Consider the following 16,717-nt stretch of genomic DNA (forward strand, 5'->3'; position numbering starts at 1 on the left):
ATCATAATATCTTAAAGGGAAACCAGGTTTTAACACCTGGTTTCCCTAAGCCTCTTATCTTAATTTTTAAATGCTCTGATTAACGTAATGTAACCTTTAAACACTTCAACCTCATCGCTACCTGCTTTTTTAACACGTAACAGATAGTAGTAAGTACCCTCATTCAATCCTTCGCCAGTCCAGTTGTTCTGGTAGTTTTTAGAATGGAATACCTCGTTACCCCAACGGTTCACAATCTGTAATTCATTAGACTGGTACTGATTCAATCCTCTGATCTCGAACACATCGTTGATGCCGTCACCGTTAGGTGTAAATAAGTTTGGCACTGTGATGTTCGCAAACGTTGCGGTGAATGTTACTGCGGCTACATTCGTGTAATAACCAAAAGCATCTTTCACGCGGTAAGTAAATGTCTCTTCCCCTACAAAACCAGGGTCAGGTGTATAAGTCACTGTACCATCGGCATTCACTATTACTTTACCATGTTTAGGCTGAGCAACAATCTCAACAGTCAACATATCGAAAGTAGAGTTACCCGGATCATCGTTGGCCAATATATTAATTGTTTTTGGCGAACCGGATACATTGCCACCGATGTCATCAACTGCCCGTGGAGATTTAGGGAAGTTAATCACCGTAGGTGTATTGTTGTTCTCAAGTGTTCCGGAAACATCAGATACATTTGCACCTCCCGTCGTTTTCGCATTCACAGTAGCCGTATTGGTTACCGTACCCAGGTCTTTATCAGCCTGTGTTAAAGTGTACACTTCCACATCGGTAACCGTCGCATTTGGCGCTAAGCCTCCGGCAACCGTAATCACCTTATTGGTAATGCCCAGTTTCGCATCTGTTAAAGTAATGGTATTCAAAGTAACTGAACCTGTATTTTTAATTGTAAAGGTATAAGTCACCTTGTTACCACTAAATGTTGCGGTTTTAATCAACGCAATGGCACCATTGTTTGGTATACTGGTAACTGTTGGCGTATCATTTGTTTCAGCAGTACCAGAGATATCAGTAACTGGTAAGTTAGCTGGTGTTCTGGCATTCACATTTGCGGAGTTGGTTACGCTTCCTGCATCTTTATCTGCCTGAGTTAACTGGTAAACATAAGTATCCGTAATAATTGCTCCCGGAGCCATATTTCCTGAATACGTTTTGTTTAAACCAAGTTTTGCATCAATCAGATTGACAATATGTAGGGTAACGTTTCCAGTATTCTTAATGCTAAAGCTGTAAGTAATGCTGTTACCATCGGTACTTAACGTTCCTGTTTTCACCAGGGTGATTGTTGAAGCTGGCGCAATTGACGTCACTGTTGCATCATTCGCCGCCGGAGTATTCGGATCATCAGAAACCTTGCTGATTGTACCTCCGTTTGGTGTCGAAGCAGTTGCACTTGCCTGGTTACTAAATGAACCATTATTCACTTCAGTCAATGTCAGGGTATGTTTCGCTGTAACAGTTACACTAATTCCCGGAGCAAGGCTTGCAATACCTGCAGGTAAAATTGAACCCGCATCAGCGCCAACATCTGTCACCGTAATATTGGTTAAGGTAACATTACCTGTATTGGTTACGATGATGTTATAGTTAATCACATCACCTGCTTTGCTGACTGTATTAGTAGCTACTTTCGTCAAGCTAAATGCTGGTGCAGCCGTTGCTGTGATGGTTACTGGAATCGTTACTGGAACACTTCCGCCTTTTCCGTCACTCACTGTGATGGTGAACGAATCAGTGCCTGAATAACCAGTAGCTGGTGTGTAAGTGTAGGTTCCATCTGCATTTACGACTACTGTTCCGTGTGCCGGTGTTGTAGTTAATGTAAATGTTAACGCATCGCCATCTACATCACTTGCCGTTACTGTACCTGTTTTAGGGGTGTCTTGCAGTGTTGTGATTGCGGGTGATGAAGCAACCGGCGCATCATTAACTGAAACTACTGTCACATTAATGGTTACCGTTGTTGTTCCGCCTTTACCATCGCTTACTGTTACCGTAAACACGTCTGCTCCGTTGTAGTTGGCAGCTGGTGTGTACGTATAAGTTCCGTTTGCATTTAATACTACTGTACCATGAGCTGGTTGGGTAGCGATGGTAAATGTTAACGGATCGCCGTCCACATCACTTGCTGTAATGGCTCCGTTAACCAGCGTATCCTCATTTGTAGAAATGGCTGGTGCACTTGCCACAGGCGCATGGTTTACAGGTGTAACCGTAACATTCACGGTTACGATTGCTGTTCCACCTTTTCCATCACTGATCACAACAGTAAATGCGTCAGTTCCTGTGTAATTTGGAGCAGGTGTATAAGTGTATGTTCCATCAGGATTCATTACTACAGTGCCACGACTTGGTTGTGTAGTTACTGTGTAGGTTAGTACATCACCATCAGCATCTGTTGCCGTAATTTTTCCATTAGCTGGCGTGCCTTCGCTGGTTGTCAATGCTGGGGCACTTGCCACAGGAGGTACGTTCGTTGCGGCTACTGACACATTTACGGTTACTGTGGTTGCACCACCTTTACCATCGCTTACTACTACTGTAAACGTATCGTTTCCGCTGTAGTTGTTGGCTGGTGTGTAAGTGAATGTTCCGTCAGGGTTAACTACCACTGTACCATGTGCCGGCGCTGTACCTGCTGTATAAGTTAACGGATCACCATCCACATCAGTAGCAGTAATAGCTCCGCTTACCGGTGTGTTTTTGTTGGTGGTTAAGTTAACCGGAGTGGTAGCTACCGGCGCATCGTTAACCGGGGTAACCGTTACGTTGATAGTAACCGGAGTTGTTCCGCCTTTACCATCGCTTACTGTTACCACGAAACTGTCGGTTCCATTGTAATCTTTTGCCGGTACATAAGTATATGTTCCATCAGGGTTCACCGTCACTGTACCATGCGCCGGAGGCGTATTCACCGTGAAGGTCAATGTATTTCCATCAGGATCTGTTGCCGTGATGGTACCGTTGGCAGCTGTGTCTTCCGGCGTAGTAATAGCCGGAGCCGTTACTACCGGAGCACGGTTATCTCTGATGTTCACAGTTGCAGGTATGGTGCTTGCAGTAATCAATGCATTGCTTGTTGCAGCAGTCATGGTTAAGATTACTGTTTCATTACCTTCATTCAGGTTATCATCAAGTACCGGAACTGATAAGGTTACCGATGTTTGGCCCGCAGGGATGGTAATCGTTGTACCTATTGAAGTATAATCTGCACCGCTTGTTGCTGTTCCGCTTACGGCGAACGTAATCTGCGTATCAGTTGACGCAGGACTACTTAAAGTAAAGGTAAACTGACCCGGTGTGCCTGGTTCAGCACCATCTGCCGTAGCTGTTACGGTTACTGTTGCAGTGTTGCCATCAATAATGTTGATGGTTGCCGGACTGGTATTTACATTAACCAGCGGGTTGTTGCTTACTGTTAAGGTTGCTACTACCGTTTCGTTACCTTCAACAACTGCATCAGCCAATACCGGAATGGTAATCGTAGCTGATGTTTGTCCCGCAGGAATGGTCACTGTTTTAGGTGTTACCGCCGTGTAGTCAGTTCCTTCGGTCGCCTGTCCGCTTAGGGTAAAGGTTAGTTGCGTATCGGTAGCCGACGGTTTGCTTAAAGTAACGGTGAAGTTTCCGCTGATCAATCCATTTTCATTACCATCGTTAGCTGCTGTAATGCTGGCTACAGAACTATCATTATCGATAATGGTTGTAGTTGCTGTACCTGTCACAATGCCTACCAGTGCAGTGCTCACATTGCTGATCGAAGCACTGAATGTTTCATTAGCCTCAATCAGGTTATCGTCAATTACCGGAACCGTAAAGGTTAAGGTAGTTCCTGCTGCCGAGCCAGCAGGGAAGCTCAATGTTCCACTGGTGGCTGTGTAGTCTAAACCAGCTGTAGCCGTTCCGTCAGCTGTAGCGTAGGCCACTGTAAATGCATTCTGTACGGCATTGCTCAATGTTACCACAAAGGTAGCTGTACCTGCGTCTTCATTAACTGTAGGTGCAGTAGAAATGCTCACTGTTGCGGTGTTATTATCCACAATATTAATGGTGGCTGGTACATTGCTGATTGTAATCAATGGATTGCCTGAGCTTACCAGTGTTGCAATCACAGTTTCAGGTCCTTCAACCAATCCATCAACCTGTACAGGGATGGTAATAGTTGCCGAAAGCTGTCCAGCCGGTATGGTTACCGTTTTGGTAGTAATCGCCGCGTAGTCGGTTCCTTCAGTTGCGGTACCACTTAAAGTATACGTGATCTGCGTGTCCGTCGCCGAAGGATTGTTCAAACGAACCTCGAATGTACCATTAAGCGGTCCTGCTTCATTGCCGTTTGTACCGGCAACGATGGTGGCGATAGATGAGCCGCTGTCAGTGATATTTACTGTAGCAGGTGTAGTGCTTGCCGTGATTGCAGGGTTATTGGTTACCGCGTTCATCGTAAAGATCACCGTTTCTGTACCCTCTACCAGATTATCGCTTAATACTGGCACCGATACCTTGGCCGTTGTTTGTCCGGCTGGGATAGTTACTGTATTGCCAATTGAAGTATAATCTGTTCCACTGGTTGCTGTTCCGCTTACCGTGTAAGTAATTACCGTTGGCGTTGTTGAAACATTGCTTAAAGTAAATGTAAACTCACCTGCAGTATTTGGCTCAGCACCATCTGCTGTAGCAGCCACAGTTACCAATGCAGTTGTATTATCGGTAATATTGATGGTTGCAGGAGTAGTATTTACGACTACTAGTGCACTGTTAGAAGCAGTTAAAGTAGCTACCACCGTTTCAATTCCTTCAACCAGGTTATCTGTTAATACAGGGATGGTAATGGTTGCTTTGGTTTGGCCGGCAGGAATGATTACCGTTTTGGTTGCGATGTTTGTATAATCAACACCTTCAGCTGCACTTCCACCCAAGGTATAGGTAATTTGTGTATCTGTAGATGAAGGGTTACTCAACTCAATGGTAAACGTACCACTCACTGGTCCGGCTTCACTACCGTTGGTACCAGCTACGATTTTAGCTGTTGCCTGGTCGTCGTCGGCAATGGTAATGGTTGCCCTACCGTTACCGATCGTCACCAATCCACCACTTACATTGGTAATGATACCATCAAATGTTTCTGTTGGCTCCGCAATGTTATCGTCAATAATTGGCACGGTGAAAGTTAAGGTTGCACCGGCAGCCGAGCCTGCAGGGAAGGTTAATGTTCCGCTGGTGGCCACGTAGTCAGTTCCTGCTTTCGCTGTTCCGTCGGCTGTTCCGTAATCCACATTAAATGCATCCTGTACTGCACCACTTAACGTGATGGTAAAGGTTGCCGTACCTGCCGATTCGTTGATATTGGCCTGCGATATTGAAATGCTCGCTGTTACATTGTTATTATCAATAATGTTGATGGTTGCAGGGGCTTTGCTAACTGATACGAGAGAGCTGTTTGTTCCTGTTAAGGTTAACTCTACCGTTTCGTTACCTTCTACAATGTTATCGGTTACCACAGGAATCGCTACCGTAGCGGTGGTTTGTCCCGCAGGAATAGTTACCGTTTTGGTAATTGCCGTGTAGTCCGTTCCCTCTGTTGCTGTACCGCCCACACTGAAAGTAATCTGTGTATCAGTTGATGACGGTTTGCTCAAGGTGATCGTGAATGTTCCGCTTACCGGACCATTCTCATTTCCATCTACTCCCGGAGTTACCGTAGCTACAGAGGTATCATTATCAGTAATACTTACGTTAGCCGTTGCGGTTGCAATGGTTACTACACCACCAGTGATGTTGCTTAAGCTTGCACTGAATGTTTCTGTAGCCTCAACAACGTTGTCATCATTGATTGGTACCGTAAACGATAGCGTAGTGCCAGCAGCCGATCCGGCAGGGAAAGTTAATGTTCCGTTAGTTGCCGTGTAGTCTGTTCCTGCTATCGCTGTTCCGTTGGCCGTTGCATAGTCAACGCTAAAGGCATTCTGTACAGCTTTACTTAACGTTACCGTGAAGGTTGCAGTTCCTGCGCCTTCATTAATTACCGGTGTAGATGAAATGCTAACTGTAGCGGCATCTTCATCTAAGATGTTAATGCTTGCCGGAGTTGTACTTACTGTAATAGCCGGATTACTTGAATTGGTTAATGTGGCAATTATCGTTTCCGTACCTTCAGCCAGGTCATCAGCCAATACCGGAATGGTAATGGTTGCTGTTGTTGCACCTGCCGGGATCACAATCGTTTTGGTAACTGCACTGTAATCCGAGCTTTCGGTAGCTGTACCACCTAATGTAAAGGTTAACGTGGTTGGCGTAGCCGATGGATTGCTTAAGGTTACTTTAAACACGCCACTTACCTGGCCATTTTCATCACCATTGGTATCTGCTGTAATAGTTGCAACAGCTGTATCATTATCGGCAATGGTTACCGTAGCAGGGCTTGCGCCTATCGCTACATCCGCACCCTGAACATTGCTCAATCCAACGGTAAACGATTCAGAATTTTCAACGATGTTATCGTCGATAATCGGAATCACCACATTCAGTACTGTACCTGCAGGTGAATTGGCAGGGAAAGTTAATGTTCCGCTGGTGGCTGTAAAGTCAAGTCCTGAAGTTGCAGTTCCGCTTGCTGTAGCATAATCTACAGTGAAGCTGTTCTGAACCGCAATGTTTAACGTTACCGATAAGGTTACTGTTCCTACTGATTCAGGTACACTTGCTGCATTGATTGAAATGCTCACGTTCGCCGTATTCGCATCAAGAATATTGATACTTGCCGGTGTATTATTTACTGAAATTGCAGGATTGTTCGATGTACCTAAAGTAGCTACAACGGTTTCAATCGGTTCAGCAATTGCATCCACCAATACAGGGATACTAATGGCAGCGCTGGTTTGTCCTGCAGGGATGGTAATGGTTTTGATTACCGTAGTGTAATCAGTGCCTTCAGTAGCTGTACCACCTAGAGTAAAGGTAATATCAGTTGCTGTAGACGAAGGATTGCTCAGGCTTACGATAAATGTTCCGTTAACCGGACCGGTTTCGTTACCGTTGGTTCCAGGCGCAATGCTGGCAACAGCAGTATCGTTATCGGTAATGCTTACAGTAGCAGTAGCCGTACCAACAGTTACCGCTGCACCCTGAACATTGCTGATTGTAGCGCTGAATGTTTCGGTTGGTTCAACCAGGTTATCATCAATTACCGGAACGGTAAAGGTTAAGGTTGCACCGGCAGCAGAACCCGCAGGGAATGTTAAAGTACCCGCTGTTGCGGTGTAGTCTGTTCCCGCTGTTGCTGTACCGTCAACCGTTTTGTAATCAACAGTAAAGTTGTTTTGAACGGCAGCACTTAAAGTTACCGTAAAGGTAGCCGTGCCTGCATTTTCATTAATCACCGGAGTAGTTGAAATACTTACAGTAGCTGTACTGTTATCCAGGATATTGATGCTCGCAGGCAAATTGCTCACACTAATCGCCGGATTATTTGAAGATGCCAGTGTTAACGTTACCGTCTCAGTTCCTTCGACAATTGCATCAGCCAATACCGGAATGTTGATAGTTGCCGAAGTAGCGCCTGCCGGGATGGTTACCGTTTTAACAATCGTACTGTAATCGCTTCCTTCGGTTGCTGTACCGCCTACCGTAAAGGTTATCGCAGTTGGTGTTGCCGATGGATGGTTCAGACTTACAATGAACGTTCCATTTACAGGACCGTTTTCATTACCATCTACGCCACGCGTTACTGTAGCCACCGCCGTATCGTTATCAGCGATATTGACCGTTGCAGGTGTAGTACTTGCTGTAACCGATGGATTGCTGGTGGCAGCAGTCATGGTTAGAATTACCGTTTCAGTCGGCTCAACAATATCGTCATCTAATACCGGAACCGATACCGTTGCAGTAGTTTGTCCGGCAAGGATCGTTACGCTACTACCTATCGAGGTATAATCAGTACCGCTGGTAGCAGTACCTGTTACCGTGTAGTTCACCACTGTGTTTGTTGATGACACATTGCTCAGGGTAAAGGTAAATAAGCCTGCATTGTTAGGCTCTGCACCATTTGTTGTTGCTGCCACAGTTACCGTAGCCAGCGTATTATCAGTAATGTTGATCGTTGCAGGTGTAGTGCTTGTAGTTACAGCGGCATTGTTTGTCGATCCAAGGGTGATGATCACAGTTTCAGTACCTTCAACAATATTATCGGTTAATACCGGAATGGTAATGGTTCCTGTGGTAGCACCTGCAGGGATAGTAATTGATTTTAATACAATCGGCGTGTAGTCATTTCCTTCTGTCGCTGTACCGCCAACTGTGTAGGTAATGGTAGTTGGCGTAGCCGATGGATTGCTTAAGGTTACAATAAAGGTACCGTTCACAGGTCCGTTTTCTGATCCGTTAACTCCCGGAGCAATCGATGCTACAGAAGTATCATTATCAGTAATATTTACGGTTGCAGGGGTAGTACTTGCGGTAACAGATGGATTGCTGGTTGCCGCAGTCATCGTTAAGATTACTGTTTCTGTTGGCTCAACAATATTATCATCCAGTACCGGTACAGTTACAGTTGCTGTAGTAGCACCTGCAGGGATGGTAACAGTTGTACCAAAAGCAATGTAATCTGCGCCGCTGGTAGCGCTACCGGTTACTGCAAATGTAATTTGTGTAGCCGTGGTAGACGGGTTGCTCATCGTAAAGGTGAACAGTCCGTTAGTAGCTGGTTCTGCACCGTTGGTAGTTGCCGCTACGGTTACCGTAGCTGTAGTATTATCTGTAATGTTGATCGTTGCCGGTGTATTGCTGATCGTTACCAGTGGGTTAGCACTATTGGTTAGGGTAGCAATTATCGTTTCAGTACCTTCTACCAATGCGTCGGCTAATACCGGAATGGTGATGGTACCTGTAGTTGATCCGGCGGGAATTGTAATGGTTTTGGTTACCGTAGTGTAATCCGTTCCTTCAGTAGCCGTTCCGCCTAAAGTAAAGGTTAGCGTAGTAGGTGTACTAGCTGGATTGCTTAAGGTAACTGTGAATGTTCCATTAACCGGACCGTTTTCACTTCCGGTTGTTCCTGCTGTAATCGTAGCTACAATAGTATCATTATCCGTAATGTTCACAGTTGCCGGTATAGTACTTGCTGTAATCGATGGGTTGCTGGTTGCAGCAGCTATCGTCAACACGACAGTTTCTGTACCCTCGGCAATATTATCATCCAATACCGGGACCGATAAGGTTACCGAAGTTTGACCTGCAGGGATAATGATACTGGTTCCGATAGCAGTATAATCTGCACCGCTGGTAGCTGTACCACCTACAGTGAAGTTCACCTGTGTATCGGTCGTAGATACATTACTTAAAGTGAAGGTAAACAATCCAGCTGTTGCGGGCTCTGCTCCATCATTGGTAGCCGCTACCGTAACTGTTGCGGTAGTGTTATCTAAAATGTTGATGCTTGCAGGTGTGTTGCCCACAGCTACCAATGGATTAGAGCTGTTGGTTAACGTCACCACAACTGTTTCTGTACCCTCTACTATATTATCTGCCAATACCGGAATGGTAATGGTTCCTGTAGTTTCACCTGCAGGAATAGTAATGGTTTTAGTTACAATCGTACTGAAATCGCTTCCTTCAGTAGCTGTACCACCTAATGTGTAGGTAATGGTAGTTGGCTGTGATGAAGGGTTGCTTAAGGTTACGGTAAACGTTCCGTTAACCGGTCCGTTTTCGTTACCCGCAATACCAGGAGTAACAGTAGCTACTGATGCATCGTTATCTACAATGGTTGCTGTAGCGGTAGCATTGCTGATTACCACGACTCCACCGGTAATACCACTTAAGGTAGCCGTAAAGGTTTCAGATGGCTCAGCAATGTTATCATCAGTAATGTCAACTGTGAAAGTTATGGTTGCTCCGGCAGCTGATCCCGCAGGGAAAGTTAAAGTACCTGATTTCGCAGTGTAGTCAGCACCGGCAATGGCTGTACCATCGGCAGTCGCATAGTTTACACTAAAGGCATCCTGTACCGCATTGTTGAGCGTTACGGTAAAGGTTGCAGTACCTGCTCCCTCGTTCACTGTTGGCGTAGTAGAAATACTTACGCTGGCAGTATTGGCATCCAGAATGTTGATGGTTGCCGTAGCCGGGTTAACTGTTATCGCAGGATTACTTGAAGTACCCAGAGTAGCAATTACGGTTTCAACCGGTTCAGTCACTGCATCTGTTAATACCGGAATGGTAATGGTACCTGTAGTCTGACCCGCAGGGATGGTAATGGTTTTTGTAGTGATGGTTGAGTAATCCGAACCTTCAGTAGCCGTACCACCTAAAGTATAGGTAATCTGCGTATCTGTTGATGATGGTTTGCTCAAAGTAACCACAAATGTTCCATTCACCGGACCGGTTTCATTACCGTTTACACCCGGTGTGATGCTTGCCACCGAAGTATCGTTATCGGTTATCGTTACCGTAGCAGTTCCTGTACCAATGGTTACCAATGGTGTAGATACATTGCTCAAAACTGCACTGAATGTTTCATTCGGTTCAACCAGGTTATCATCATTAATTGGTACCGTAAACGTTAAGGTAGCTCCCGCTGCAGAATTTGCAGGAAAAGTTAAGGTTCCGCTGGTCGCAATATAGTCTAATCCAGTACCCGCTAATGCTGTACCGTCGGCAGTAGCATAATTCACTGTAAAGGCATTTTGTACCGCAGTACTCAATGTTACGGTGAAAGTTGCTGTACCTGCAGCTTCGTTTACACTGGTTGGTGTAGCCGAAATGCTTACTGTTGCGGTGTTGGCATCAGTAATATTAATCGAAGCTGGTGTAGCATCTACGGTTACCAATGGATTGGTAGATGTACCCAGTTTAGCAATAACTGTTTCAGTTCCTTCCACTACAGCATCTGCCAATACCGGAATAGTAATGGTAGCCGTGGTAGCACCTGCCGGAATGGTTACCGTTTTGGTGGTAATGGTACTGTAATCGCTGCCCTCAGTTGCTGTACCCGTTAAGGTATAGGTAATGGTAGTTGGCTGCGATGACGGGTTGCTCAACGTTACGGTAAATGTTCCGTTAACCGGACCGCTCTCACTACCGGCAATACCTGGCGTAATGGTAGCCGTAACCGTATCGTTGTCGGTAATGTTTACTGTCGCCGGTGTAGTGCTGGCTGTAATTGATGGATTGCTGGTCGCAGCAGTCATTGTTAAGATTACGGTTTCATTACCTTCAGCAATGTTATCATCCAGTACCGGAGCCGACAGGGTTGCTGTAGTTTGTCCGGCAGGAATGGTAATCGTTGTGCCTAATGAAGTGTAGTCGGCACCACTTGTAGCGGTTCCGCTTACGGCAAAAGTAATCTGCGTAGCTGTTGATGCCGCATTGCTTAACGTAAAGGTGAACTGACCTGGTGTGTTAGGCTCTGCCCCATCCGCTGTTGCAGCCACAGTTACCGTTGCTGTGGTGTTATCTGTAATGTTGATGGTTGCAGGGGTATTGCTCACTGTAACAGCAGTGTTATTGGTTGCTGTTAAGGTTGCAGTTACTGTTTCTGTGCCTTCAACAATATTATCTGTAATTACCGGAATGGTAATCGTTCCTGTAGTCTGACCGACAGGAATCGTAATGGTTTTGGTGGTGATGGCCGAGTAGTCTGAACCCTCTGTAGCCGTACCGCCCAAAGTATAGGTAATCTGTGTATCTGTTGATGAAGCCTTGCTCAGGGTAACCGTAAATGTTCCAGCCACAGGACCGGACTCATTTCCATTGGTACCCGGTGCAATCGAAGCTACTGCAGTATCATTATCAACGATAGTTACTGTAGCCGTAGCTGTTCCAATAGTAACCAGGTTACCGGTTACATTGCTGATTGTTGCATCAAAGGTTTCGCTGGCTTCTACCAGATTATCATCAATGATCGGAACGGTAAAGGTTAACGTTGCTCCTGCTGCAGAATTAGCAGGGAAGGTTAATGTTCCGCTGGTAGTAGTGTAATCGCTACCCTGCATGGCTGTACCATCCACTGTTGTATAGCTTACATTAAACGCACTTTGCACTGCATTGCTTAAGGTTACTGTGAAAGTAGCTGTTCCGGCATTTTCGTTTATGCTGGTTGGTGTAGCCGAAATGCTCACAGTAGCCGGATCGTTATCGGTAATGGTACCAATACCTTCAGCTTGTGTAATTGTGGCAGGCGCACTTGCTCCGCTTAAGGTTACTTTAAAGTTTTCTGAAGCTTCGGTTACATTATCATCCGTGATGGCAATTACAATGGTTTGTGTTGCACCACTTACCGATCCCGCAGGAAAAGTAACTGTACCGGTTTTAGCAGTATAGTCAGCTCCTGCCACAGCAGTATTATCCGAAGTAGCGTAATTCACCGAAATTGCATTCTGCGTATTTCCGGTTAACGTTACTGTAAAGGTCATGGTACCGGCATTTTCAGCAGCAGTTACACTGTTGATTGCCAGGCTCACCACATCATCATCAGTAATGGTTGCCGTACCTGTTGCTCCGGCAGCAGGAATAGTTACCGGCGAACCTGCACTTACTCCGGTTAACGTAGCCGTAAAGGTTTCAGTTAATTCGGCAATGTTATCGTTAAGTACCGGAACATCAAAAGTTTGTGTTGCTCCGCTAACCGATCCCGCAGGGAAGGTTACCGAACCTGTAGTGGCTGTGTAATCAGAACCTGCAACGGCAGTACCGTTAGCCGTAGTAAAGTTTACGGTAAAGGCATTCTGAACATTACCGGTTAAGGTTACTGTGAAAGTAGCTTTACCTGCATTTTCCACAACAGTTACATTATTTACCGCAACTGTAGCCACATCGTTATCTGTAATATTTACAGTTGCAGGTGTGGTACTTGCTGTAATCGCTGTGTTGCTGGTGGCAGCAGTCATGGTTAAAATCACCGTCTCTGTTCCTTCAGCCAGGTTATCAGCCTGTACAGTTACCGGAAGGGTTACCGAAGTTTGTCCTGCCGGAATCGTAATTGTGGTACCTAAAGCACTGTAATCCGTTCCGCTTGTAGCTGATCCGGTTACGGCAAAGGTTACCTGTGTATCGGTTGTTGACGGGTTACTTAACGTGAAGGTAAATAATCCGTTTGTTGATGGCTCAGCTGCATTCGTAGTAGCTGCCACAGTAATGGTTGCCTTCGTATTATCAGCAATGTTGATGGTTGCCGTTTGATTTGCGGGTGTCGGGCTAATCGTTGCAACTGCACTGTTTGTAGAAACCAGATTAATTACCACTGTTTCTGTTCCTTCTACCAGGTTATCGGTTTTTACCGGAATGGTAATCGTTCCTGAAGTTGCTCCTGCAGGGATGGTAATGGTACGTGTAATCGTAGTATAGTCATCACCTTCTGTTGCAGAACCGCCTACACTGTAGGTTATTTGCGTATCTGTTGATGATGGATTGCTCAACGTTACCGTAAATGTTCCGCTAACCGGACCGTTCTCGCTTCCGTTGATACCGGCAACGATAGATATTGTTGCTGCATCGTTATCTATAATGGTTGCCGTAGCTGTAGCATTGCTGATCACCACAGTTCCTCCGGTAATACCGCTTAAGGTAGCTGTAAAGGTTTCGTTAGGCTCGGCAATGTTGTCATTTAAAATCGGTACAGTAAACGTAAGTACAGTTCCTGCCGGAGAATTAGCCGGGAAGTTTAAGGTACCTGAAGTCGATGTATAATCCGATCCTGCGATAGCAGTTCCGTCAGCCGTAGCATAATTTACGCTGAATGCATTTTGCACCGCATTGTTTAAGGTTACACTGAAAGTAGCTGTACCTGCCGACTCATTTACAGTTGGCGTAGTAGAAATACTCACATTTGCCGTGTTCGCATCTTGAATGGTGATTGTAGCTGTTTTATCTGCCGCCGTTGGTGTAATGGTTACCAGTGTGCTGGTTGTCGAAACCAGATTAATAATCACCGATTCGGTATTTTCAGTAATGTTATCTTGTTTAACCGGAATGGTAATTGTACCTGTTGTTGCTCCCGCAGGGATGATAATATTACGTGAAATAGCTGTATAATCATCGCCTTCGGTAGCTGTACCACCTACTGTATAGGTAATCTCCGTATCAGTTGAAGATGGTTTACTCAAGGTAACCACGAAGGTTCCGTTAACCGGACCAGTCTCATCGCCGTTTACGCCGGCAGCAATGCTTGCTACCGAGCTGTCGTTATCAATAATGGTTACTGTAGCTGTACCTGTACCAATGGTTACCAGTGGTGTAGATACATTGCTCAGTACCGCACTGAATGTTTCGTTGGTCTCAACCAGGTTATCATCGTTGATTGGAACAGTAAAGGTTTTGGTTGTGCCCGCTGCCGATCCTGCATCGAAGGTAATCGTACCTGAAGTAGCGATATAATCCAATGCCGATCCAGCTTTTGCTGTACCATCAGTAGTTCCATAGTTCACGGTAAAGCTGTTCTGCACCGCTGCATTCAAAGTGACGGTAAAGGTAGCTGTACCCGCATTTTCGTTTACACTGGTTGGCGTAGCCGAAATACTCACCGTTGCCGCATTGTTATCAAGGATATTGATCGTTGCAGTTTTATCTGCTGCTACTGAACTTACCGTGATCGACGGGTTGTTGGTAGAAGCTAATGTAGCTACAACAGTTTCCGTACCTTCAACCAATGCATCGGTTTTAACCGGAATGGTGATGGTTGCCGTAGTGGCATTTGCAGGTATAGTTACCGTTTTGGTTACTGTAGTATAGTCATCCCCCTCAGTTGCTGTTCCTCCTAAAGTGAAGGTTACATCAGTTGGAGTAGATGATGGTGCACTTAAGCTAACAGTAAAGGTTCCGTTAGCCGGACCATTTTCGTTACCGTCAACACCAGCGGTGATTTTAACTGTTGCTGCATCTGTATCGGTAATGGTCATGGTTGCCGAACCTGTTCCCACCGTTACCAGCGATCCGCTTACATTGGTAATCGAAGCAATAAAGGTTTCAGAAGGTTCAACAACATTGTCGTTTAAAATCGGAACGGTGAAAGTATAAGTTGCACCGGCAGCCGATCCCGCAGGGAAAGTATACGAACCCGTTGTAGTCGTATAGTCAGATCCTGCCACAGCAGTTCCGTCGGCTGTACCATAAGTTACGGTAAAGGCATCCTGTACTGCTGTACTTAGGGTAATGGTAAAGGTAGCCGTAGCTCCTACTGCTTCAGCCACACTGTTTGGTGTTGCTGCAATGCTCACCGTAGCGGCATCATTATCTACAATCGAGGTAGTTACTGCAGCTGTACCTAAGGTAACCACACCTGTTGGGTTACTGATAGTTGCGGTGTAATTCTCTGTTGGTTCAGCAATCAGATCATTCACAATCGAAACTGTAAACGTTCTGGTTGTTCCAACCGGAGAAGCCGCAGGGAAATTCAATACACTTGATGAAAAAGTATAATCAGATCCCGAAGTTGCGGTACCTGCCGTTACACCTGTGGTTACTGTAGCTGCATCCTGTAGCGATTTTCCTGCCGCACCGGTTAAGGTTACGGTGTAGGTTGCTGTACCATCTGCTTCATTTACCGAAGCTGGTCCTGTTAATACAAATGTTAAGGCATCATTATCAGTAATGCTGGTGCTAACCGAAGCAGGTGTACCCAAAGTTGCCGCACCGGTAGGGTTACTAATCGTAGCCGTGTAGGTTTCGGTAGGTTCTGCTAAATTATCATCAACAATGGTTACTGTAAAGGTTTGTGTAGCGCCTACTGCCGATCCTGCCGGGAAGGTTAAAGTTCCCGAAGTAAAGGTATAGTCGTTACCTAAAGTAGCTGTACCTGCAGTTACACCAGTAGTTACGGTTACTGCATTCTGGATGGTGGTACCTGTCGCTCCTGTTAACGTTGCCGTGTAGGTTACAGCACCTGCATTTTCTGCTACAGTTACCGGTCCGCTAAGAACCACGGTTACTGCATCATTATCGGTAATGGTAGTGGTTACGCTGGCATTGCCTAAATTAGCCACTCCTGTTGGGTTACTGATAAATGCGGTATAAGTTTCGTTAGCCTCAGCAACATTATCATCAACAATACTTACGGTAAAGGTTTGCGTATCGCCCACAGTTGAACCTGCCGCGAAAGTAACCGTACCTGCAGTAAAGTTATAGTCAGAACCAGCGGTAGCTGTTCCGGCAGTTACTCCGGTAGTTGCGCTTACTGCGTTCTGTATCGTTGTTCCGGTAGTTCCGGTTAAGGTTACGGTATAAGTAACAGTTCCTGCGTTTTCATTTACTGTCGCAGGTCCTGTTAATACTAAAGTAACCGCATCGTTATCGTTAATGGTAGTGGTTACGCTGGCGTTGCCTAAAGTAGCGACACCTGTTGGTGAGCTGATTGAAGCCGTATAGGTCTCCGGTCCTTCTGCCCTGTTATCATCAACAATACCTACAGTGAAGGTTTGGGTATCTCCCACTACCGATCCCGCAGGGAAAGTAACCGTAGTTGGAGAAGTAAAGGTGTAATCGCTGGTTAACGATGCTGTACCAGGAGCTACGTTAGCCTGAACAGTAACGGCATTCTGGATAGATCCGCCAGTAGTACCGGTTAATGTTACCGTGTAGGTTGCAGTTCCTGCACCTTCGCTAATGGCCGATGGTCCGCTGAGTACCAGGGTAACTGCATCGTCATCGGTAATCGTACCGGTACCTGTCGAAGTAGCTATCGTAGTCGGTCCTGCACTGATGTTTGACAATACCACAGTGAATG

General features: G+C 45.7%; 1 protein-coding gene. It reads right to left on the bottom strand.

Annotated features, from left to right (window positions below; genetic code table 11):
* Nucleotides 1-59: 59 nt before the first annotated feature.
* Entirely contained in the window at nt 60-16,703 is a 16,644-nt protein-coding gene (locus tag R2Q80_RS21805; RefSeq protein ID WP_316801641.1) for a Calx-beta domain-containing protein, read from the bottom strand.
* Nucleotides 16,704-16,717: the final 14 nt, after the last annotated feature.

Origin of the sequence: Pedobacter frigidisoli (assembly GCF_032678525.1) — a bacterium.
In the GTDB taxonomy this organism is placed as follows: domain Bacteria; phylum Bacteroidota; class Bacteroidia; order Sphingobacteriales; family Sphingobacteriaceae; genus Pedobacter; species Pedobacter frigidisoli_A.